The following is a 22,815-nucleotide window of genomic DNA, read 5'->3' as shown; positions in this document are numbered from 1 at the left end:
GCCTTCCTTATTTTCTACAATCTCTAACTTCACAAGTACGTAACTAAAAATCAGCACCCACGGCTCAGCCATCGCGTTGGCTCAACTATTACGTCGACTCAACCATCGCGTCGGCCGATACCTGGCGCCAGCCTTTACTTAGTATATGGGGACTTAAACCCTAGGGCCCTAACGCGCTAAAGTGACCAGTGTGAGAAAGATTCCAACGTGCACAGATGTCCTGAGCTCCGATGAACCCACGCTCCCGCTGCCCGATGCCGCTGACCGCATCGGTGTGCCCGTGACGCGCATTCATGCGTTGTTGCAGGAAGGACGCCTCATTGCAATCAACCGCGATGGCATCGCGCAAATTCCCGAGCGCTTCTTTGAGGGCAGCGAGGTCGCGCGTTTCGTCCCCGGCGCGCTCGCGCTGCTTGGCGACGGAGGCTACTCGCGAGAGGAAACTCTGGAGTGGCTCTTCACCGAGGATGATTCTCTGCCAGGGCGTCCGGTGGACGCCCTCCATGGTCATTTAGCTCGTGAAGTCATGCGCCGCGCTCAGGCTATGGCCTTTTAGCGGCCTTCTAGCCCCGCGTTAGCTAAACTGCTGTCGCGCTCGCCCCGGTACTGCTGTCACCAGCAGTGGCAGGGCGATTTTTGCTTTTCGGGCGCGCCCCACATGCGCACGCTGTGCAAACACATTGTAGTTAGCGCGCTCAATCTCTCCCAGAATATCGGAATAGAGCACCTCAGCGGCACGAATAGCCTGGCGGCCGGGGACATCCAGCATATCGATGCCAGGGCGGGCCTGTGCATACAAAGCTCGATTGCGCGCCACAAAGTAGGCCACAGCGCGGCGTATCGGTCCTGTGGTTTTTCCACTTTTCACGCAGTAGCCGAGTTCCTCTGTATCCACGCCAAAGGCATCCCACTGATCCAGGGGAAGATAGATGCGTCCGCGACGGAAATCCTCTGCGATATCACGCAAGAAGTTGGTCACCTGGAACGCTCTGCCCAAGTATTCGGCATGCGGAGCTGCCTCGGCGCGAGTGACGCCGTGGCGAGTGCCCAAGACTGGGAGCATCTCCAAGCCGATGACGGCAGCGGAGCCCCACATGTAGTCATCTAGTTGTTCCCAAGTCTCAAAGTGCGCAATGTGTCCAGGCGTATTCGGCACATCCATCAGCATGGAATCAATGAAGTCTGCTGAAAGCTGGGGATCAATGTCGTAGTCGCGGAAAGTTTGCGCTGCCGCCGAAATGACGGCGCGGTCGCGGTCGCAATCGACGTCGTCTAGCGAACCGGTGACCACAGCGGTGCGAAATAGTCGATTGAGGCGTTCGACTGTTGCCTCGAGCTTGGCGGGGGAGCTGGTCTGCACGGTGGGGCAGTCGACGTAGTCGTCGACGATGCGTGCCCAGGCGTAGAGTGACCACACCGCGCGCTGTTGACGCGGGGCGAGCAGACGTGTGGCCAGGGCATATGTATGACCGTGGGAGGCCATGATTTCATGGCAGAGTTCAAAGGCTTGCGGGGACGTCACAGTAGGTCACCCAACCTTGGCGGGCTCGGTGGAGATGGCGGACGCTTCATCCTCGTCGCGCCAGGAGTACTTCCACGCGAATGTGCCGTTGACCAACCAACCGGTGGCGAGCCAACCGATTGCCGTGACGATGATCATCCACGGTGCGTCGTAGAAGCGGTGATTACCGCCACCGGCAAACGACAGCGATAGGATGAACGTAAACAGGACAGTGCCCTGCACCAGCCACTTCGGTGGGCGGATGGTGCCCATGGGAGTCAGCAAGCTGGCGTAGTACCACGGCAGTGCCACGGCGTTGAATACGCAGGCTACGGTGTAGGCGGCAATCATGCCCGCGACATTGCGGCGTGGGGTGGCGCGGAAGTAAAACCACGTCGCCACCAGGCCAACGAGCATGATTACCGACGAGACGATACGGGTGTAGTGGACGATGATGTTGAAGGCGATTTCATCGTTAATCCAGCCCATGATGGCAGCAATGACACCAGCGACTGCGGAAGGGGCAGCCAGGGGATTGATGACCTTGGTATTGCCACTGATCTCGGAGATCCAGCCCCAGGTCGAACCGGTCAACCATGTCACAAGTGCGAGCGTGCCGACGCATACCGCAACCAGCCCAATTCCGATACCGACAATCGCGGGAAGCTTGCGCAGCATGTCCTTAACCGAGGGGATTGGCTCACGTCGAGTCAGCACAATCCACACCACAAACGGCAGTGCAATCACTGCAGTGGCCTTCAGCGCCACGCCGACACCCAGCAACACGGCAGCGACAATGCCGCCAGTTAATCGCTGCATTTGCAGTGCGGCAACCAGCGCCACGCTGACCAGGCCCACCATGAGGGCCTCATTGTGCATGCCTGCAATCAAGTGCAGCAGCACCAGTGGGTTGAGAACACCGAGCCACTGCGCAAATGCCGGATTCGCTCCCAGTGCCTGGGCAATGCGCGGGATTGACCAGACGATGCCGGCAAAACCAACAAGGCAGACAATGCGGTAGAAAATGACACCGAGTGCGACATGGTCGCCGACGATGCTGGTGATGAGCTCACCGATGCCGAGGTGCAACGGGCCATACGGGGTGGTGGTATTGCGCCAGTCGGCAGAGACCTCCAGCAGCATTGGTCCCGGATTGATTGCAGCGCCTTCGGTGTAGGGATCAAACCCGTCGCGCACCATCGCGCCCTGCATCAGATAGGAGTAGACGTCCCGGGAAAACAGCGGTCCCGACAGCGCGAGCGGAATCGCCCAGGCAAGCAGAATCGAATTAAATTTCTGCAGGTCAGTGGCATCGCCCGGGGCGCTTGTCACGCACTTGGCCACAGAGCGCCGGGAAAACAGCAGCTCACGGCCAACGCGCAGCCAGGAAGTAAGCAGCAGAGCGATACCTACCCAGATGATGATCTCAAAGAAGATCTGACCATGACCGTAGGTAATCCAGTCCAGCCCAAGGGCGTGAACCAAACCGTCACGATAGCGAGTCGCACCGGAACCATACGATCCCAGAGCGATAAGGATGCCACCGTAGACACCCTGCAGAGCACTCCGCGATAATTTCATCTCAACCTAAACAATCGAAAAATTGCTGATGCATTGATTCTAGTTGGTCAGCATTCAGCGACCCGCATCCGTCGATGCCGTGGGGTCCGCAAACCGCTGCGCGGCCAGCCGACCCGAAATCATCACAGTGGGCACGCCGACACCTGGTACCGTCGTCGATCCGGCCAGCACCAAGTTCTCTGGCATTGCCGGCGAGAAATTCCGTGGCCGGAACGGGCCGGTCTGGCGGAACAGGTGTGCCAATCCAAATGGTGAGCCAACGCCCATCCCACGGTCCAGCCACTGCTTCGGCGTATCGATACGCCCAACGTGCCACTGTGTTGAAATGCCTGTTAGCCCGCGGCGTTCCAGCTCGCCTGCAAGCTGGTCGACATAGCTTTCCGCCATCGTCGGCCAATCCAACTCCGCCGAGGCCAAATTTGGACATGGTGCCAGCACACTGACCGGCTCCCAGAGCTGCCCATTTTCATCCCGGACCAGTCGCTCCGGACTGCTTACCGCTGGGCGGGTAATTAGCAGAGACGGGTCGGACATCAATTTTCCGCCGGACGACGCAGATATCTCCTGGAATGTCTCATCCCACTTGTCCCCAAACGAAATCAGGTGATGACGCTTCGGCCAGGACTCCGTCGCGGATGCCGGAATCAACCCGTGGGCCACAACCGCCGATGGCGAAAAGCGCAACGGAACCAGACGCCGCTGCTTCCACTTCCGCTTGACGACGTCCAGGAGACCGCGACTATTCGCAGTGTTACCGGTGGCGGGGAGTGCGTCGTTAAGCCAATCCTTGACCACTGGCAAGTCGGTCGTACAGATAATCGCGTCGGTGGCGCGGTCGCCGGTGTCGGTGGCAATCTCCCGCACACGTCCCTCGGCGTCGAGCTTGAGGCCAGTGACGTTGACACCTAGCTCAATAGTGCCGCCAGCTCGGCGGACAGCCTCAGCGAGGAGCTCTGGGATGGCGCCCATCTCGGAGCCGAACTTGGTGGACGTGGGGTAGTAGACGCCCATGGAGGTATCCATGTGTGCAATGCAGCCGTAGACCGCGCGTGCCTTGGCGGGAGGGACACCGGCGTAGAGCGCCTGGAAGCTGAAGACGCGGCTGAGCTCGTCATCTCCGAGGAAAGCCTGAATCTTTGGCTGCAACGCGCCGAAGGCACCGAGGCGAGCCAGCGTGGTGAGGTCGCGCAGCGCGCCGGGCCCAGTAAAGAGGTCGGTGACGCGGTCGAAGCTGCGGGACATGAAGTTGTCAAAGGCGGCATCGAAGAGTCGTTGAAGCCATACACGCAGCTTGCGGTAACCAGTAATGGCAGTGCGGTCAGCGCCGAAGCGTTCCAGCTCGCTGCTCATGGTGTCTTCATCGGAGTACACGTCCAGGCCACCGCGAGTGGCAAATTCCGCGCGGTAGGTCGGCGTGATTGGGCAGGCCGAAAAACTCGGGTCGATATCGCGTGTGTAGAGGCCGACGGCGGCAAGAGCGTCGTCGACAAGCGAGGGCATGGTCCACACGGTTGCGCCGGTGTCGAAGACGGCAGTGAGCGGTTGGCCGTTGACGTCAACGGTGACCGGCTCGCTGGCGCAGCGCCCGCCGACGAATGATTCGCGGTCGAGGACGGTGACGCGAAAGCCGGCGCCGAGCGCGTAGAGCGCGGCGGTGAGTCCTGATAGACCTGCGCCGACAATGGTCAGATGCGGGGCAGCCGAATTGTCGGCTGCGTGAGTGCTGGGCGAAATTGCCTGAGCTTTGCGCTGGCGAGAGGAATTTGTCGGGCGATGAGCGGGGACAGCAGCGGCCATGACTACTTAAAAACCTTGATCTAGTGCTGGCGGGCGGTCGCGCGGACGCCCATTTCGATGAGATTGTCGCGGTAGATTGCCGGCAGGTTGGCAGCTTCGATAGTGGTAAAAGCGCGCTTAGTAAGGCGATTAATTTCGCGTTCGACGGCATCGGCGGCACCGGACTCGGCAATCAAATCGCGCAGCTCGGCGATGTCATCTGCGGACTTGACCTTGCCCAGATGCTCTTCGATGAAGCGGGCCTTTTCCGGAGCGGAGTCCTTGTACAGGCCGAGTGCCTCTCCGACCAGGACCGTGCGCTTGCCTTCGCGCAGGTCATCGCCAGCCGGCTTGCCGGTGACTGCAGGATCGCCGAAGACACCCAGCTGATCGTCGCGAAGCTGGAATGCGACACCGATATCGCGGCCGAAGCTGCGGTATGCGGCAATGAGCTGTTCGTTGGCGCCTGCGAGGGCAGCACCGATGTGCAGTGGGCGCTCGATGGTGTAGGCAGCGGTTTTGAAGCGATTGATTTTCTCTGCCGTGCCGACGCGGGAGTCGCGGCTGGCCTCTGCAGTGATGTCCAGCAGCTGTCCGCCGAGTACCTCCGTACGCATTGCCCGCCAGGGAACGATTGCGCGTGAGAGGGCTTCAGTGCTCAAGCCAGAGGAGTGGAACATGTCATCAGCCCAGGTCAGGGCAACATCGCCAACGAGGATTGCCGCAGAGATACCAAAGCGCTCCGCGGAGCCATGCCAATCATTGGCCGCGTGCTTGGCCTCGAACACCTTGTGGACGGTCGGGGCTCCGCGGCGGGTGTCGGCATCATCAATGATGTCGTCGTGAATAAGAGCGCAGGCCTGAATCAGCTCCAGTGAGCTGACCGCATTGAGCACAGCTTCTACATCCTCGGCCGGTGCAAATTTGCCCTCCGCACCGCCGGCACCGAGCCAGCCCTGCCACGCAAACGAAGGACGCACGCGCTTTCCGCCGTTCACGACGAAAGCGTGCAGCGAGTCCATGGCCTCGGTGTAGACCGCATCGACAGCAGCGACATCCGCACCGCGGCTGTTGAGGTAAACCTCCAGAGTCTTAGTCACTGCCGCCGGTACTTCGCGGGGCTGCATCTCGGCCAAATTCTTCTTTTCGCTCATCTGGGTCTCTCGTCGACGACGGGTAATGCTGCCTTAAGGATAGGTCACCACTTAATATGAGTGACTATGTCCTCAACTACGTCACCATCGCCGGGCCGCCAAGTCACTATTCGACAGGCCCTCTCGATGCCGAGCGCCGGCAGTATTCCGTTTTCTGTCGAGTTCATGCCGCCGCGTGACGACGCTGCGGAGACTCGACTTCTCCGCGCCGCCGAAGCCTTCCACGATCTTGGAGCTTCCTTCGCATCAGTGACATATGGCGCGGGTGGGTCAAGCCGCAACCGCACCCTGCGCATTGCGCAGCGCGTGTCGAAGCAGCCGCTGACCACCCTGGTGCACTTGACGTTGGTGGAGCACACCGTCGACGAGCTGCGGACAATCCTGCGCTCCTACCTGGAGTCTGGTCTGACCAACCTGCTGGTGCTGCGCGGTGACCCGCCGGGTAATCCACTGGGACCGTGGGTGGAGACCGAAGGGGGCTTGCACTACGCCAGCGAGTTGATTGAATTAATCAAGGCCGAGCCGGAGTTTGAAAAGTTCGAAATTGGTATCGCCTCTTTCCCGGAGGGGCATTATCGCTCACCAGATCTGGAGCACGATACGAAGTACACGCTGGCCAAGCTGCGCGCCGGCGCGGAGTACTCGATTACTCAGATGTTCTTCGACGTCGAGCACTACCTGCGTCTTCGTGACCGCCTGGCGGCTGCAGATTCCGTGCACGGTACAAAGCCAATCATCCCGGGCCTGATGCCGATTACCTCGCTGCGGTCTGTGCGCAAGCAGGTGGAGCTGTCCGGCGCGCACCTTCCTGCTGATTTGGAAGAGCGCCTGATTAAGGCTGCTAATGGCGATGAGCAGGCCAATAAGGATGATATCCGCAAGATTGGCATTGAGTTTTCCACCAATATGGCCGAGCGGCTCATCGCCGAGGGCGTGCCGGGGCTGCACTTTATGACCATGAACTTCGCACGCGCCTCCCAGGAGGTCCTGCACAATCTGGGCATGGCCCCGGCATGGGGAACTGGTCAGGACATGCTGCGCGGCGGCTTTTAGAGGTTGTAAAAACTAGAGCCTAGAAATCGTTCATGTCTCGCACACGACGTGCCCACAGCACGCCGAGGAGGGAAGCCAGCACACCAGCCGCCGCCGTTACGCCGGTGAACACAAGGAACTGATTCCGCTTTGTCGAGCCCGCCGGCGATGAGGCCCACACTGCGTGATTTTCACCGCTGGCAAGTTGCCATTCCACCTTGGTGGGTTCGGTCTGACGGCCATTGGAGTCCGTCACTGCCTCCGGAAAAGCAACGAGCAGGTCAATATTCGCGCCGGGCAGGTGCGAGAGATCCATGTGGCCATTCATGGAAATCTGGCCACCGCCAGTGCGATCGAGGTCGATATCGATGCGATCGTCGGAAAGCTGTCGGAGCGTATCCGTGACTTCCATGAAGTGCAGATTGTTGAACTCGACCTCCATTTTGCCGGTGGATGAGTCGACGATGCCCTGCGAGACGCGGTCGGTGAGGTCGTCGGGGATTTGCCAGTCGGCAAATTGCGACCGCGAAGCCTCTGTCGGCGTAATCTGAACGACGCCGGAAACCCTGTCATCGCCGGAAATAGTGATTCCCGCTTGCGCGTCAAAACAGCCGCTCAGCGGCGTAATGGCGGCGAGGCTTGCCAGTGCTGCGGCAATGCGCAAACGCGTCGGTCGGCGTGTCGATGTCTCAGGCGGCGGCGTTTTCACGAGGAAGCTTTACTCCTAGAACTGCAAAGGGGCGGGAATCCCCTGTGAAATAAAAATTTCTCAAAACGTCTTGGAATCCAAATTGGCGGTAGAGCTGCCAGGCTCGATTGGCCTCGTGCGGAACCTCCGGAGTGGACAGCAGCACGTGAGACTCATCCCTTGAATCCACCAGCTCGCGCAGCAACCGTTTGCCGATTCCCCGTCCCTGAAAGCTCGGGTGAATGTGGATTTCGGACAGTTCCGCATAGTTTCCCAGCAGCTTTACGACGGTCGGAAGTGGTACACCCGCATCGCGGAGACCAGCTCTGACCTGCTGATGCCACCAGTGCGTATCCGTGCCTGTGCGACAGTAGCCGATTCCGACGAGCTGGCAACGAGGATCTCTCAGTGCTGCAGTGGGGGACATCCCCTCAGGATGAGCGATCGCGGCCACCGCTGCGAAGCCGGGCTGCGTTGTTTGTTTCTGCCATTCACGGATGCGACCAGGCAGAATTGCCGGGTTGTACTTCATCGCGGTTATGTAGAGCGCCACTGCTTCGTGCAGGCGGAGATCGAAGTCTCCTGTCGTCATCGGAACCACGCTGTATTTCACACAATCAACACTAGCGACTGCATTGGAAGCGGTTGGTGAATTGGTTCGATAAACGGGGCATCAGGCTGGAAAGCGGACGCGCGGGGATGCGGTGGCAGGTAAATGTCGTGACTAACATATTCGAACATTAGTGCGAAATTAGGGCTATTGGTAATCCAAAAGAATCCGGAGGCGGGGATACATTGCGGGCAGCAACGCACGAGGCAGTGTGTTGGTCCGCGCTCACAGTGAGAAGGAGGGCAGTGCGGTGGCAGGTTCGAATGTGGTGGAATTTAGGGCAATTTCTCAGTCGAGCTCGGTTGCGCCAGCTGGTGTCTCTAAGGAGTCGCTGACGCTGCTGGGTCGAGCGGAGGCGCTTCTTGCGGGTGCTCGTCAGGCTGATGCTGATGAGATGCTGGAGCTGTCCTATCGCGCTGCACTGCGCTGTGCTGGTGCGTTGCTTAACCGCGATGCTTCGTCGGGGGCCGGTGTGGGGCTCAAGCGGCGTCGCTCTGCGCCGCAGAGTGCGTGGGTGGGGCTGAAGAAGTCGCAGCCGGAGTTCAGCGGTTGGGCGGCACGGTTTGAGCAGTTTGGTGTGCTGCGTGAAAGTGTTCGTCTTGGCATTGAGCGACGCATTGATCCTCAGCGTGCGCTTGATTTGTGGGAGCTCAGCTGTGAGTTCCTGGAGGTCGTTCGGGTGGAGTTGGGTGTCCTGCCTGCAGTTGCTTAAAGTCCCGGTTAGTGCAGAAACTTCGTCTAGAAATTGTGAGCTTTCCCAAAGAAATGGGGAATTGCGTAAATTCATGGAACAATATAGGTGGATTGCTCGTTAAGAGGGTAAGAATGAAGCTAACGGTAGCCGTGTTAGCAGCACCTAGTCCGTGAGTAGCGCAGGTTGATTTGGTTGACCTGGTTTCGGGCGGGCTTTTGTTTACCAGTTTTTACGGTGGGCAATGCTTAAGTAGGCGATGGAGGAATTGTGGGACTATCTGAGCACGAACAGCGGATGCTCGACGAAATCGAGTCTGCACTCTACGCTGAGGATCCTAAATTTAGTTCGACGATGGCCGGAAATGCATTCAGCTTTCCGGAGGAAAACAGTGCGCCGCGTGGTTTTTCCCTTCAGGTGATTGCACTCATGCTCCTAGGGCTGCTGATGCTAATCGGCGGCGTGGCTCTGTTTTCTGTGAGTGCCTGGTTTATTGCTCTTTCAGTGGCCGGATTCATCCTCATGTTTGGCTCAGGCGTTTGGGCGCTGACGGGAGCGGGTAAGAAGGGAAGAACTTCCAAGACTGCTTCTTCTTCGGGCTTCGGATTTGGTAAGTCCGGGTCGCCGAAGGGGCGTCGCGGTGCATCTGGTGGACGTGGAACTTCTGGGGATTCCACTTTGGAGTCTCGTTTCCGTGGCCGCTTTGAGGGGCGTTAAAAAAACTTCAGAATGATAAAAAGGGCAAGCCATTTACTGGCTTGCCCTTTTTGCTGCCTATTTAACGCGTGTGGGGTGCGGAGTAGGGATACGAAGTTCGCCCCGTCATCGCCCTATACCTGCCCACGACATTCCACCCACTTCGCCCCACCGAAAGTCCCCACTTTCTCCCACTCTGCTGTTTGTTAGCCGCTATTTCGCGCTGTGCTGTTGTGAGTGGCCTTATAAAAGTGGCACGAATCTGTCGCGATTATTGGTAAAAGGCCTGATAGGGGGCAATGTTTTAGGGTAGCGGCGCTCGTGGTCCATTTCTTTAGGAAGCAAACTGATATTTAAGCTACTTAAAGTGGCGATTGAGGCTAAAGCGGCGCAGGTGATGGGATTTTGAGGGTTCTCGCGGGAACGCGCCCCACTTTTCTGCCACAATTTTTCCACCTCGACGATTTCTTATAATGCGAGGTCAGAGGTGTGAACGTACAAGTGAAGCGGGGTTGAAGTGAGACTGGGGTGCCAAGATTTTCGCCTTTGAGTGTTGATAGTGGGGGATAGTGGGGTAAAGTGGGCCGTGATGTTGATTCAGGTTGTCAGCATTGCAGAAGTGAATATCCGATAGCGCTGAGTTTCGGCACTGACTTAAACCGGGACGCGTTTGATGCGTTGACATCGAGGTTGAATACGGGGATAGGAGGCCAGTAACGCATGTTTCTGGGCACCTACACTCCAAAGCTCGATGACAAAGGGCGTTTGACCTTGCCGGCTAAGTTTCGTGAGGACCTCGCAGGTGGCCTGATGGTCACGAAGGGGCAGGACCACTCACTTGCGGTTTATCCGAAAGAGGAGTTCGTCAAACTAGCTCAGCGAGCCACCAAGGCTTCTCGTACGAATGCCAAGGCGCGAGCTTTCATTCGAAATCTCGCGGCGAGCACGGATGAGCAGCGTCCGGATGGTTCGGGACGAATTACGTTGTCTCAGGATCACCGCCGGTACGCGAATTTGTCCAAGGAGTGCGTGGTTATCGGCTCGATTGACTTTCTGGAGATCTGGGACAAGGAGTCCTGGGAGGCCTACCAGGCGGAGCATGAAGCAGACTTCTCCGATGGTGAGGATGACTCACTGTTCGGTGTTCTATAAGGCGTTTTATAAACCGCTTGGGATAAAGAAAAAGAGGGAATGTCCGCACGGACTCTGCCTGATAGCCCCTGGTGTACTTCCCCGATACCAGGTTCTGTCGGGCGGGGCCCTGTGAACATCCCCGCTTTTTGTTTCTGTACCACTTTTGCATTCCCCAGTAGTGCACAAATTGGCGCAGACCGGTTGCTGACGCGGAGAACCGTCGTCAAGCGAATCGGGACAAGATCTTTAAAAAATTTGCTAACCAGCACACATAGTCCCGGTGAGGAGGGGGAAATGAACGAATCGGCATCTGCGGAAGACCGTAAGTCCGGTGAATTTGGTCATGTCCCCGTTCTGCTTCATCGAGTCACTGAGCTGCTGCGCCCGGGCATTGAGGCGCTTGGCGACGATGCCGTGGTCGTTGACGGCACTCTCGGCGCAGGTGGCCACACTGAGTATTTGCTCGAGCAGTTCCCGCAGCTGTGTGTAATTGGGCTTGATCGCGATGAGGTCGCGATGCGTGGGGCAGAAGAGCGCCTGGCTCGCTTCGGTGATCGCTTTGCAGGGTTCCGAGTGCGCTTCGACGCGCTCGACGAGGTTCTGCGTGGCGAGATTGAAGCTGCAGCCGGTGGTGCTCGGAGTGCTGACATCGTAAATCGGGCAGCGCAGACCGGCATTGCCGGAGCACTGTTTGATCTCGGTGTTTCCTCGATGCAGCTCGATCAGGTGGCGCGTGGTTTCGCATATCGCGTCGATGCGCCCCTGGATATGCGCATGGATCCCAGTCAGGGGATCACTGCGGCTGATGTTTTGAATACCTATTCACATGGCGATATCGCACGCATTCTGTCGACCTACGGTGATGAGCGATTCGCCGGCAAAATCGCCTCCGCAATCCTGCGGGAGCGAGACAAGGAGCCGTTCACCACTTCGGGTCGTCTCGTGGAGCTGCTCTACGAGACCATTCCGGCAGCTTCTCGACGCAAGGGCGGTCACCCGGCAAAGCGTACGTTCCAGGCACTGCGTGTTGAGGTCAATCGTGAGCTCGAGGCTCTCGAAAACGTCCTGCCTCAGGTCTGCGGCGCATTGGCCGTCGGTGGCCGCGCGGTGTTCATGAGCTACCAGAGCTTGGAAGATCGCATTGTCAAGAAGGACTTTGCCGAACGCGTGAAGTCGACAACACCACCGGATTTGCCGATGGAACTGCCGGGGCATGAGCCGCACTTCGCACTTGTAACTCGAGGCGCGGAGAAAGCGTCGGCAAGCGAAATCGAAGACAACCCACGAGCCGCACCGGTCAGGGTCCGCTGTATCGAGCGGATCCGAGCCGATTGACACCGCACTTTTCCTGACTGCACCTTCACACATTAAGTACTGGGAGAACTTTCGATAATGGCAACGACAATCACGGAGCACGCCCCCGACCGGCGCACCTCCCGCGGTGCGACCTCGACCGCCACCGCCGGCGCCAGGACGAAAACACGTCAGCGCGGGCGCAGCACCCGCACCGAGCAGGATCTCTACCAGCGCAGGCGGTTTGGGCGGACGGGCTCTCGTCAGGTCATCTCAGTGCGTGGACGTCGCGTTACGACGGACACGCGAGATAACCGCAAGTTTGTCGGTGCGGCCGTCATGATTTTCTTGGTGGTAGGCGGCATTGTGATCGCGATGTTCCTCTCTGGTATTTCGACTTCGACTTCGCTGGAGCTGGATGCAGCCCAGACGAAGGAGAAAGAACTGCGCAATGAGCTCGAGGTGCTTGAGCGAGACGTCGCATATCTGAAGTCCACCGGTGCAATCGCACAGCGAGCCGTTGAAGAGGGCATGGTGAGCCCGGAGCAGCCGGCCGTGTTGACCACTGACCCAGAAGGCAAGGTTGTCGAAGTTCGCCCGGGCGATGACAAGCAGAACAAGCTTGTCGACTTGAATGGTGCATCTCCGACGAATCCTCACGTACCGTCCTCGAACCCGGAGGACACTGAGGACGTGCCGGGTATGCAGGCTCCGGCTATTGAAGAGGCGCACCCGCGTCCGGAGGGGCTGCCAGCTACCGCTCCGTACGCACCTCAGCATCGTGCCCCGGCACCAGCTCCTGCACCGGCACCAGCGCCAGCGCCTGCCCCCGAGGCTGAAGCCCCGGCTCCTGCACCAGCTCCGGCTCCGACACCTGAGGGCGCTCCGGCCCCAGCACCTGCCCCAGCTGCAGAGTAGGAAGTGCTGCCAATTTAGTCGCCCACCTGGTAAAACCAGTCATTGTAGGCAGGCGACTGTAGACTTATATACTCATCAGTCGCGATGACAGACGATACGGCAGAAGTTTTCGCCCACCGGCGAATCGACTTAGTAGAAAGCACTAGCGCATGATTCGATCTGGAGACGACTACCCCAACCGTGGAGGGGGGTATGACTTCGGCGAACGTGCTTACAGGATTAAACCCCGTGAGCGTGGTGAAGATCGCTCGCGTCGTGACAGTCATCGAGGTCGCAGCGCTGCAGCTAATCGCAGCCTGCCGCCGCGCGAAAAGATGCGCATCACCAACAAGGATTTTTTGCGCCGCCGCAACTGGCTGCAGTTCATCGGCGCAATCGCCGTTGTCGTCCTGGTGGCCAGGCTTGCATGGGTACAGCTCATCGTCGGCCCCGACTTGTCGGCAGCCGCACAAAATCAGCGCACAGTAGAAATTGTTGATGCCGCACGTCGAGGTGCCATCTTGGACCGCAACGGGGCTCAGATGGCTTTCACCATGGAGGCCCGCAGTATTACTGTTCATCCATCCACATTGCGAAAGTGGATCGGCGAGGCGCACAAGCAGCGCCCGGATGAGGTTGCAGAATACGACGAGCGCACTGAGCAAATTGCGAAGGACCTGCCCAAGCTTCTCGGTGTCGAAGACATTGACGCTGATGGGTCTAAGTCCAACGGCCGTCGTCAAGCCGAACCCGAAACCGACGAGTCTTCGGTGATGAGCGCGCCGTCGCGCGTGAGCTCGAAGGAGATTTTGGACAAGCTGCGCGATGAGGAAAGCACGTATGAAGTGCTTATCCGCAATGTCGACCCGGATAAGGCAGCTGCCGTGGTGGAAAAGTACCCGGAGCTGGTGTCGGAGCGACAGGATATTCGTCAGTACCCCAATGGCGCGACGGGCGCGAATGTCATTGGCAAGATCGGCATGGACGGCGTTGGCCAGTTCGGCTTTGAAGCCTCCCGTGATGCCACGTTGCAGGGTATTAACGGTGGTAAGACCATCGATATTGCCTCTAATGGTGTGGCTATTCCGGGGTCGACTCGTGACGTTCACCCAGCAGTCGATGGCACGACGTATGAACTGACGCTGGATTTGGACATGCAGTACTTTGTCCAACAGCAGGTCAATCAGGCCAAGGCCAACTCGGGTGCTGAGGATGCCTCCGCGGTGGTTCTCGATGCCAAGACCGGCGAAGTGCTGGCGATGGCGCAGGCTGATACTGCCAACCCAAACAAGGATATTGGCAAGGAAGTCGAAGAGGGACGCACCATCAGCAACTCTGCGGTGTCCAATCCGTTTGAGCCGGGATCGGTAGCGAAGATTATTACGGCGTCCGCTGCCATTGAAGATGGTGTGACTACGCCAGATGAGGTTCTGCAGGTTCCGGGCAGTATTGATATGGCCGGAGTCACCGTGCGCGATGCATGGGAGCACGGAACTGAGGCGTTTACTACCACAGGCGTGTTCGGTAAGTCCTCCAACGTTGGCACGCTGATGTTGGCTGAGCGACTGGGCCAGGACCGCTTTGCAGAGATGCTGCACCTCTTTGGGCTGGGGCAGTCCACTGGTATCGAGTTGCCGGGCGAGTCCGCTGGTCTGGTGCCACAGCGTCCGCAGTGGTCAGGTGGTACTTTCGCAAACCTTCCTATCGGTCAGGGTATGGCGATGACTCTGCTGCAGATGACGGGTATTTACCAGACCGTGGCCAATGACGGTGAGCGTATTCCGCCTCGTATTGTGCGTTCGACCGTGTCCCCGGATGGTGTGAAGACTGCTGCTCAGCGCCCTGAGCCAGTGCGCGTTATCAGCCCGGAGACTGCCAAGACGGTACGCGCCATGTTTGAGGGCGTGATGCAGTCCGATTCGACGGGGCAGCAGTCTGGTACCGCCGCTGGTAGCGATATCGAGGGTTACCGTTTGACTGGTAAGACCGGTACCGCACAGAAGGTCGATCCGGACACGGGTGCATACTCAAATTCGAAGTACTTCATCACGTTCGCGGGCATCGCGCCTGCCGACGATCCCCGTTTCGTCATTGGCATCATGCTGGATGAACCTCAGCGCGGTGTCCACGGCGAAGGCGGACAGTCGGCAGCGCCACTGTTTAAGGACATTGCCGCCTGGGCGCTGAACCACTACAACGTGCCACCGTCACCACCGCGCGATGGCAAGCTGCTGCTTCAGCCGTAGTTACTTCACCAAGAATCTTGAAAAATTTGTTGTCCACCAACAACTGACTGAAAAGAGGAAACCGCCAATGACCGCCACCCTTGCGAAATTGTGCAACCTCGCCCACGGCCGCCTCGATGGCATGACCGCCGCCGACGCAGAATCAGTGGATATTGCTGCAATCGAGCTCAACGCCGCCGACGTTCCAGCAGGCGGTATGTTCGCGGCTCTGCCGGGAACGCGCACCCACGGTGCCCGCTACGCCGAGCAGTCCGATGCCGTAGCCATCCTGACAGATGCTGAAGGTCTAGAGATTATTCGTGCGACCGACAAGCAGCGCCCGGTCGTAGTAGTCGATGACGTCCGCGCGGTTCTCGGTCACGTTGCCGCAGAAATTTATGAGCACCCTTCGGAGTCGCTGACCGTCATCGGTGTCACTGGCACTTCGGGTAAAACCACAACTACGTACATGCTGGAAGGCGCACTTCTTGCCGCTGGTTGCTCCACCGGCATCATCGGCACTACCGGCACCCGCATCAATGGCCGCAAGGTTCCCTCTAGCCTGACAACGCCCGAGGCACCTGCGCTGCAGCGTCTCTTCCGCGAGATGCTGACTGAAGGCGTGACACACGTTGTGATGGAGGTTTCTTCTCACGCGCTGTCGCTGGGACGCGTGGCCGGGGTCCGCTTTGATGTCGGCTGCTTCCTGAACCTCTCGCAGGATCACCTCGACTTCCACAACACCCTGGAAGAGTACTTCCAGGCCAAGGCCACGCTGTTCGATCCAAAGAGGCCACTGCACGCACCGCAGGCTGTTGTATGCATTGACGACGACTGGGGAGTCCGCATGGCGGATATTGCCGCCGGTGACCCAGAAGTTCGCGTTACCACGGTGCATACTCAGCACCGAGTCACCGATGCCAGCCCGAAGGCGAAAATGCACGCTGATTGGTCTGCGGACACTGCGACTGTGACGCCTAATGGAATGCAGCATGTCACGCTGACTCGCAACCAGGACGCACCTGTTGAACTGGATGTTCCACTGCCAGGTGCCTTCAACGTGGCCAACGCCGCTGTTGCTTGGGCTGTCCTAGATGTGATTGGTCATGCAAATTGTGATGCGAAGGCTGGCTTGGCCAAGGTTCGCGTCCCGGGCCGCATGGAACGTATTGACCGTGGCCAGGATTTCCTCGCAGTGGTCGATTACGCGCACAAGCCCGCTGCGGTGGCCGAGGTTTTGGCTACTCTGCGCGCACAGACCAAGGGGCGCGTGCTGGTCGTAGTTGGAGCCGGTGGTGACCGCGATGCCACCAAGCGTCCCATCATGGGAGCGGAGGCAGCTCGCGGCGCCGATGTGGTCATCATTACCGATGACAACCCTCGCTCTGAGGTACCCGCTGAAATTCGCGCAGCAGTGGTGGCCGGAGCCAAGGAGGCTATAGCCAAGGGCGAGGCCGCGGCGGAGACGCTGGTGGAGGAAGTCGGCGATCGTGGCCAGGCAATCCGGCGCGTGGTCGAATTGGCCGAAAGCGGTGACAGCATCGTTGTCGCCGGCAAGGGGCATGAGACCGGCCAGGATGTCGGGGGCGTGATTCATCCCTTCGACGATCGCGAGCAGCTGGCTGAGGCACTGTCGGCGCGGTTGGAGGGCAATGCCTGACAGCGTCGATTCGCCTTGAGGCGGTTAACTTGCAAACAGTAGTTAAAAACAAGAGCTCACACTTTACTTTGTGTCTGCACCTCGACTAATACAAGGACTTTAGACATCATGATTGCCCTGACCGCTGCGGAGATCTCCCAGATTGTGGGAGGTGAACTCGTCCATGTAGACCCGGAAGCCCAAGTCACCAAGCCTGCGGAGTTTGACTCGCGCAAGGTCAGCGACGGCTCTCTGTTTTTGGCCCTGCCTGGTGCACGGGTCGATGGTCACGATTTCATTGGCCAGGCCGTGCAGGCAGGTGCGACTATGGCACTGGCGGCACGTGATGTTGGACAACCTGCGGTCGTCGTCAAGCCCCTGGGCAAGCAGGAGTCGAACGCCGATGCCTTTGCGCATGACCCGGACGGGTCCGGAGCGGCGGTGCTTGAGGCACTGGGCAAGCTGGCGCGGTACGTCGTCGATGAGTTGTCCAAGGACAACCTGCATGTGGTCGGCGTGACCGGTTCGGCGGGTAAGACGTCGACGAAGGACATGATGGCGACGCTGTTGCGGATTGATGGTCCCACGGTGGCGCCGAAGGGATCCTTCAACAACGAGATTGGGCATCCGTACACGGTCTTGCAGTGCACGCCGGAGACGAAGTACCTGGTTGCGGAGATGAGTGCGCGTGGAATTGGGCACATTGCTCATCTGGCGCGAATTGCTCCGCCGACTATCGGTGCGGTGCTCAATGTCGGTACTGCGCACCTGGGTGAGTTCGGCTCTCGTGAGGCCATTGCACAGGCCAAGGGCGAGCTGGTTGAAGCCCTCCCATCTGCTGAGCAGGGTGGCGTGGCCGTGCTCAATGCCGATGATGACTACGTCTACGGGATGACACCGCGCACGCAGGCCAAGGTGGTGTACTTCTCGGCGGATGAGGCTGCGCCTCGTCATGCAAGCGCGGATTACCGAGCCAGCGATGTCAAGCTCGATGACTTGGCTCGCGCATCGTTTGTCCTGCATGTGCCGGATGGGCGAACCTTCCCAATTCAGTTGCAGGTCTACGGTGCGCATCAGGTGGCAAATGCGTTGGCGGCTATTTCAGTAGCCGTTGAATCCGGCATTGATGCAGCACAGGTGGCCGAAGCAATGAACACTCACGTGGCTGCGTCTGAGCGCCGCATGGATGTCCAACAGCTGTCGGGCAATGTGGTGGTTATTAATGACTCCTATAACGCAAACCCGGATTCGATGCGTGCCGGCATCGATGCGCTGGCGCGGACCGCGTCAGGCCCGAAGCACCAGGAAGCCTCCTCGTGGGCGGTGCTGGGGCAGATGGGTGAACTCGGCGATTCCGCTGAGTCTGAACATGAGGCACTGGCGGAGTATCTCGTCCAGCGTGGTATTGACCGACTCGTTGCGGTGGGACAAAGCGTCAATGTGCATGCCCTTGCCGACAAAGCGGAAGAGTTGGGGTTAAATACTTCTAGAGTGTCGGGTACATCCGAGGCCGCCGAACTGGTGGCCGCAGAAGTTAATCCGGCCGATTGTGTGTTGGTGAAGGCCTCCTACGCAGATGGCATGTGGCGTGTCGCAGATGCGCTGGCCAGCATGGTGGGGTCGATGTCAGACGGTGAAAGCGAAGAGGAAAAGTAAGTGATTCAACTTATTCTCAGTGGTGCGATTGCATTCCTGGTGAGCGTCTTTATGACGCCGGTGCTTATTCGCAAGTTCTCCGCTGAAGGCCTGGGCCAGGAAATCCGTGAAGAAGGACCGAAGAGTCACCAGCGTAAACGTGGTACGCCGACGATGGGCGGCATCGCCATCATCACGGCTATCGTGGTGGGCTACTTTGGCTCGCACCTAATCGCTTTCATTCAGACCGGTGTGGGGCCGTCGGCCTCCGGTTTGCTGGTGATGTTCCTGGTTTTGTCGATGGGAGCATTGGGCTTTGCCGATGACTTCATCAAGCTGTACAAGGGTCGCAACCTCGGTCTGAATAAGACCGCCAAGCTGCTCGGTCAGCTGGCTGCCGCGCTGATCTTCGGTGTGCTGCTCCTGCAGTTCCCGGACGCATCCGGTCTCACCCCGGGCTCGACCAATCTGTCGCTGATTCGCGATATCCAGTTCTTGAACCTTGCGCCGGGGCCTGTGTGGTTCGGCATGATCGTGTTCCTGGTCTTCGTGTTCATTGTGATTGCCGCATGGACCAATGCGGTTAATCTCACCGACGGGCTCGACGGTCTGGCAGCCGGTGCAACCGCGCTGTTGCTGGCGACCTACACGCTGATTTCCTTCTGGCAGTTCCGCAACTCTTGCGAGGCCTCGCTGGGCAGCGGCTGCTACGACGTCCGTGACCCACTCGATGTCGCGGTTATCGCAGTGGCTGGTCTCGGCGCCTGCTTGGGCTTTTTGTGGTGGAATGCCGCTCCGGCAAAGATCTTCATGGGCGACACCGGTTCGCTCGCACTGGGCGGCCTCGTCGCTGGTCTGTCGTTTGTCACCAAGACCGAGCTGCTGATGGTTATCATCGGCTTCATCTTCGTGATGGAAGTTGCATCCGTGGCAATTCAGATTGCTGTATTCCAGACCACCGGCAAGCGAGTATTCCGCATGGCGCCGCTGCATCACCACTTTGAAAACGGCGGTTGGGCAGAGACGACCGTTGTTGTCCGCTTCTGGCTGCTAGCCGGCATCTTCAACATGATCGGCGCAGCAATCTTCTATAGTGACTGGCTCTCTCAGGTAGGCGTATTTCAATGATTAACTCACCAGATCCGACCAATCCCACCGATATCCGAAACCTCGACTTAGTCGCTACGGTGCGCTCTGGTCGGGTTCTGGTGGCTGGAGCTGGCGTGTCCGGTCGGGGTGCCATCGCGATGCTCCAGGATATTGGTTGCCCGGAAATTATTGTTGTCGATGATTCCACGCTCGGCGAGTTGGTCGCAGCGGACTTTTCCATTTCGCATGTCACGACCGCCGACGCACCCGATTTGCTTGACGACGCAGTTGCGGTCGTCACCTCACCCGGCTGGCGTCCGACCAGTCCGCTATTTACCAGCGCCGCCAGCGCTGGCGTGCCAGTCTTTGGCGATGTCGCGCTGGCATTTGCCGGCGACTGTGCGCAGCTGTGGGGGCCGAAGCGCACCTGGCTTGTGGTCACAGGCACTAATGGCAAAACCACAACCACCTCGATGCTGGCCGCCATGCTCGGGGACCGTGGTAGCGCCGTGGGCAACATTGGTGTGGCTCTCTACGACGCATTGACCGCAGAACCCCGCATCGATGTCCTGGCAGCAGAGCTGTCCAGTTTCCAACTTCACTGGGCTCCGAACTTGCGCCCAGATGCCGGTGTGCTGTTGAACCTGGCTGAAGACCACATCGACTGGCACGGCTCCTATGAGAACTACGGCCGCGATAAGACTCGCGCGCTGCGCGGCGAAGTTGCGGTCTACGGCGCGGATGATGCCGATGTTGTCGCCTACATCGAGGAGATGCGAAAGAACGATGAGCTGAACAATTACCTTGTTGGGTTCACCGACTCCGCCCCTGAAGATCATCAGGTTGGTGTTCGCGACGGCATGATTGTTGACCGCGCTTTCGGCGGCGGCGACACCGCGCAGGGGGAGTCCGGCCCGGGCATTGTCATCGCACCGGCAGCGGGCATTTCCCCTCCGGGGCGTGCCGGCATTCTCGATGCGGTGGCCGCCACGGCACTTGCTCGCAGCATCGGTACCTCCGCGGAGGATATCGCCGAGGCATTAAGCAGCTTCGAAGTCCGCGCACACCGCGGCCAGATTGTGCATGAGTCCGACGGCATTGCTTGGATCGATGATTCCAAGGCCACCAATCCGCATGCAGCCGATGCCGCGCTGTCCGGTCATGAGCGCGTGGTATGGATTGCTGGCGGTCAGCTCAAGGGTGCTGATATCGCGCCGTTGGTGGCCAAGCACGCCCATCGTCTGCAGGCTGCAATCGTCCTCGGTGCTGACCGCGCGTTGGTCACCGAGGCGCTATCCCGCATAGCACCGGCTGTCCCGGTGGTGCAGATTGATGACACCGACAAGGCCGACGCCATGGCCAAGGCCTGCATGGCTGCGACTGAGTACGCTTCCTCCGGCGACGTGGTGCTGCTTGCACCTGCGGCGGCCAGCCTGGATATGTACTCCGGCATGGCCGAGCGCGGTGACCTGTTTGCACAGTGGGCGAAGAAGGTGACTTCCACCGATGGATAATTCCCGTAAGGCTCGAAACTTAAGCGCAAGCGCGGTGAAGGCCAAGCAGGAAGAAAACGCCACGGCTTCACGTCGGTCCGCCAACGCTAGCTCGCGCCGGCGACCGGTGTGGGTGGAGCGCTTCAATGACTGGAAGTCGCGCCCGCTGTTCGACTACCACTTGTTGATGATTATTGTCGCGCTGCTGACGTCGATAGGCCTGGTTATGGTGCTCTCGGCATCCATGGCCAGCTCCGGTACCACGTCGGGCAGCGTGTGGTCGGTGTTTATCCGTCAGCTCATTATGGTGGTCGCAGGACTAATTGCGATGTGGATAGTGCTACGCATGCGCGTGGAGCTGATTAGATCGCTTGCGACTCCTGCGCTGATTTTGTCTTTTGTGCTGCTGATTTTGGTGGTCATCCCAGGCATCGGTATTGGCTTGGAGGAAACGGGTGCACGCTCGTGGTTGAGCATTGGTGGCATCACCATGCAGCCATCGGAGTTGGCCAAGATTGCGTTGGCGCTGTGGGGTTCGAAGGTGCTGGCGGAAAAGGTTCGCACCGCCGTTTCCTATAAAGACTTGTTTTTGGCCTTTGGCATCGTCAGCTTCCTCATGCTGACTTTGGTGATGCTGCAGCGTGACCTCGGCATGGTCGGCTCGATGGCTTTCGTGGTCGTGGCGCTGGCGTGGTTCGCCGGTCTGCCACGAGTCATCGTCACGGGCCTGATTGGCATTTCAGCGCTGGCTATGGTGGTTTTCACCGCCACCGCAGGATTCCGTTCCGCGCGAATCCGCGTGTACCTGGATTCGCTGCTAGGCAATTTCAATGACGTCCAGGGCGATGCGTACCAGTCCTATCAGGGTTTCCTTTCGCTTGCCGACGGATCGATGACCGGTGTCGGTCTCGGTCAGTCAAGCGCGAAGTGGGGATACCTCCCGGAGGCGAAAAATGACTTCATCTTCGCCATTATCGGTGAGGAAACTGGTTTCCTCGGTGCCCTGACAGTCATTCTGCTGTACGCGGCGCTGGGGTGGGTTGGCCTTCGCATTGCGGGGCGGCAGCATGATCCGTTCCTGCGTCTGCTCGCCGGTACGTTGACTACCGCTACTGTGGTGCAGGCGTTTATCAACATCGGTTACGTCGTCGGTGCGCTGCCGGTGACCGGTCTGCAGTTGCCACTGATTTCCGCAGGTGGTACCTCCGCATTGGTGACGCTGCTGTCGATGGGCTTGCTTGCCACATGTGCTCGCCACGAATCCGAAGCCGTTTCCGCTATGCAGACGTCGGGTCGACCGGCAATTGATAGGTTCCTGGGCATTCCAGAGCCGATTCCGTACGATGAATCCCGTCGTCACGCGCTCAAGGTGCGCGCCCACCGCGATCCGCAGCGCTTTGGCCCACCAGTGGTGACCAGTGGCGCTCGTACCTCGCGGGGTGAGGGGCCACAGGCGCGGTACCCATACCGTGGCGAAGAACCATCGCGTAGCCGCGAGTTCCATGAGCGCGCCCCGAGGTCCGGGCGGCCACAGGCCTCCCGGTCATCGGTAAGCCAGAGCAGAAGCAGTAGGATTCGGAGCGAGAGTCGCAGTGGGGACGCACGTCGTCGTAGCCGCTCCGGCCGAGATGATAGGTACGGCGGTCCTGCACCGCGGAGGAGGAATCGATAACACCATGGC

Annotated in this window: 19 protein-coding genes; 13 read left to right on the top strand and 6 right to left on the bottom strand. The window is 59.1% G+C overall.

Annotation, left to right across the window (positions count from 1 at the left end; translation table 11 throughout):
* The first annotated feature begins 181 nt into the window (after positions 1-181).
* Positions 182-556: an Rv2175c family DNA-binding protein gene (locus Q4E11_RS03625; protein ID WP_303163758.1), complete on the top strand. Its 375-nt coding sequence runs from the start codon at positions 182-184 to the stop codon at positions 554-556.
* Between the two features lie 18 nt (positions 557-574).
* Here the strand turns inward: Q4E11_RS03625 and Q4E11_RS03620 are convergent, their stop codons facing one another.
* Genes Q4E11_RS03620 through Q4E11_RS03605 form a run of 4 tightly spaced genes read right to left on the bottom strand, consistent with a single transcriptional unit; the run spans position 575 to position 6,012 of the window.
* Positions 575-1,522 (bottom strand): phytoene/squalene synthase family protein, encoded by a 948-nt coding sequence (locus Q4E11_RS03620; protein ID WP_303163757.1) that lies wholly within the window; start codon positions 1,520-1,522, stop codon positions 575-577.
* A 6-nt stretch (positions 1,523-1,528) separates the two neighbouring features.
* Positions 1,529-3,082 (bottom strand): alpha-(1->6)-mannopyranosyltransferase A, encoded by a 1,554-nt coding sequence (locus Q4E11_RS03615; RefSeq protein ID WP_303163755.1) that lies wholly within the window; start codon positions 3,080-3,082, stop codon positions 1,529-1,531.
* 54 nt (positions 3,083-3,136) lie between these two features.
* Positions 3,137-4,879 (bottom strand): phytoene desaturase family protein, encoded by a 1,743-nt coding sequence (gene crtI, locus Q4E11_RS03610; protein WP_303163753.1) that lies wholly within the window; start codon positions 4,877-4,879, stop codon positions 3,137-3,139.
* A 20-nt stretch (positions 4,880-4,899) separates the two neighbouring features.
* Complete coding sequence (locus tag Q4E11_RS03605; protein WP_303163751.1) at positions 4,900-6,012, bottom strand: polyprenyl synthetase family protein; 1,113 nt, start codon at positions 6,010-6,012, stop codon at positions 4,900-4,902.
* A gap of 126 nt (positions 6,013-6,138) precedes the next feature.
* Between Q4E11_RS03605 and metF the strand changes: the two genes are divergently transcribed.
* Positions 6,139-7,065, top strand: a complete 927-nt coding sequence (metF, locus tag Q4E11_RS03600) for a methylenetetrahydrofolate reductase [NAD(P)H] (protein WP_303163981.1) — start codon at positions 6,139-6,141, stop codon at positions 7,063-7,065.
* A 19-nt stretch (positions 7,066-7,084) separates the two neighbouring features.
* Here metF and Q4E11_RS03595 read toward each other — a convergent pair whose 3' ends face one another.
* Together Q4E11_RS03595 and Q4E11_RS03590 are read right to left on the bottom strand one after the other, a co-directional pair.
* The gene (locus Q4E11_RS03595; protein ID WP_303163749.1) at positions 7,085-7,753 is read right to left on the bottom strand and encodes a DUF3153 domain-containing protein; all 669 of its coding nucleotides are present in this window, start codon (positions 7,751-7,753) and stop codon (positions 7,085-7,087) included.
* A complete protein-coding gene (locus Q4E11_RS03590) occupies positions 7,734-8,345 on the bottom strand; it encodes an N-acetyltransferase (RefSeq protein ID WP_303163748.1) in 612 nt (203 codons plus the stop codon). The genes Q4E11_RS03595 and Q4E11_RS03590 overlap by 20 nt, the downstream gene beginning before the upstream one ends.
* Positions 8,346-8,592: 247 nt before the next feature.
* Between Q4E11_RS03590 and Q4E11_RS03585 the strand changes: the two genes are divergently transcribed.
* The 11 genes from Q4E11_RS03585 (at position 8,593) to ftsW (ending at position 22,806) form a co-directional block, all read left to right on the top strand.
* Positions 8,593-9,054, top strand: coding sequence for an SAV_6107 family HEPN domain-containing protein (locus Q4E11_RS03585; protein ID WP_303163747.1), 462 nt, complete (start codon positions 8,593-8,595; stop codon positions 9,052-9,054).
* 249 nt (positions 9,055-9,303) lie between these two features.
* Positions 9,304-9,750, top strand: coding sequence for a DUF3040 domain-containing protein (locus Q4E11_RS03580; RefSeq protein ID WP_303163745.1), 447 nt, complete (start codon positions 9,304-9,306; stop codon positions 9,748-9,750).
* 699 nt (positions 9,751-10,449) lie between these two features.
* Complete coding sequence (mraZ, locus tag Q4E11_RS03575) at positions 10,450-10,881, top strand: division/cell wall cluster transcriptional repressor MraZ (RefSeq protein WP_303163743.1); 432 nt, start codon at positions 10,450-10,452, stop codon at positions 10,879-10,881.
* A 276-nt stretch (positions 10,882-11,157) separates the two neighbouring features.
* Positions 11,158-12,198, top strand: coding sequence for a 16S rRNA (cytosine(1402)-N(4))-methyltransferase RsmH (rsmH, locus tag Q4E11_RS03570; RefSeq protein ID WP_303163741.1), 1,041 nt, complete (start codon positions 11,158-11,160; stop codon positions 12,196-12,198).
* A gap of 57 nt (positions 12,199-12,255) precedes the next feature.
* Positions 12,256-13,074, top strand: coding sequence for a hypothetical protein (locus Q4E11_RS03565; protein ID WP_303163739.1), 819 nt, complete (start codon positions 12,256-12,258; stop codon positions 13,072-13,074).
* 149 nt (positions 13,075-13,223) lie between these two features.
* Positions 13,224-15,299 carry a penicillin-binding protein 2 gene (locus Q4E11_RS03560; RefSeq protein ID WP_303163738.1) on the top strand — a complete coding sequence of 692 codons (2,076 nt, stop codon included), beginning with the start codon at positions 13,224-13,226 and terminating at the stop codon, positions 15,297-15,299.
* A 67-nt stretch (positions 15,300-15,366) separates the two neighbouring features.
* Positions 15,367-16,938, top strand: coding sequence for a UDP-N-acetylmuramoyl-L-alanyl-D-glutamate--2,6-diaminopimelate ligase (locus tag Q4E11_RS03555; protein WP_303163736.1), 1,572 nt, complete (start codon positions 15,367-15,369; stop codon positions 16,936-16,938).
* A 108-nt stretch (positions 16,939-17,046) separates the two neighbouring features.
* A complete protein-coding gene (gene murF, locus Q4E11_RS03550) occupies positions 17,047-18,573 on the top strand; it encodes a UDP-N-acetylmuramoyl-tripeptide--D-alanyl-D-alanine ligase (RefSeq protein WP_303163734.1) in 1,527 nt (508 codons plus the stop codon).
* The gene (gene mraY / locus Q4E11_RS03545) at positions 18,574-19,680 is read left to right on the top strand and encodes a phospho-N-acetylmuramoyl-pentapeptide-transferase (RefSeq protein ID WP_303163731.1); all 1,107 of its coding nucleotides are present in this window, start codon (positions 18,574-18,576) and stop codon (positions 19,678-19,680) included. It abuts the gene before it with no gap.
* Entirely contained in the window at positions 19,677-21,155 is a 1,479-nt protein-coding gene (murD, locus tag Q4E11_RS03540) for a UDP-N-acetylmuramoyl-L-alanine--D-glutamate ligase (protein WP_303163729.1), read from the top strand. The genes mraY and murD overlap by 4 nt, the downstream gene beginning before the upstream one ends.
* A complete protein-coding gene (gene ftsW, locus Q4E11_RS03535; RefSeq protein WP_303163727.1) occupies positions 21,148-22,806 on the top strand; it encodes a putative lipid II flippase FtsW in 1,659 nt (552 codons plus the stop codon). Before murD ends, ftsW begins: the two co-directional genes overlap by 8 nt.
* Positions 22,807-22,815: the final 9 nt, after the last annotated feature.

This window comes from Corynebacterium sp. (genome assembly GCF_030532195.1).
Lineage (GTDB): Bacteria > Actinomycetota > Actinomycetes > Mycobacteriales > Mycobacteriaceae > Corynebacterium.
The sequence above is the reverse complement of the archived record's forward strand: the minus strand, read 5'-3'. Positions and strand labels throughout refer to the sequence as shown.